Below are 207 nucleotides of genomic sequence, written 5' to 3' on the forward strand. Positions count from 1 at the left end.
TATCCAGTGAATAAAGAGACTGACCTATCCCTGCTAAGCTTAATCCTTCCTGAAGGTTTATTAACGTATTTTGATATTGTTGGATTTGATAAAAAAGCCATTAAAGATCCATTGTACGTTAATCGACTGACCATTTATTTGGAAGAGAAAAAGGAAATCCCGGAAGCCTATAAAAACCACCAATACAAAGCTAGTGGCTTTATGGAA

1 pseudogene is annotated in these 207 nt (G+C 35.3%); it reads left to right on the forward strand.

The features are described 5' to 3' along the window. Nucleotides 1-207 (forward strand): annotated as a pseudogene (locus I6U50_RS15860) (ISAon1 family transposase N-terminal region protein); the annotation flags it as partial.

Source organism: Salegentibacter maritimus, from assembly GCF_016236975.1.
GTDB lineage: Bacteria > Bacteroidota > Bacteroidia > Flavobacteriales > Flavobacteriaceae > Salegentibacter > Salegentibacter maritimus.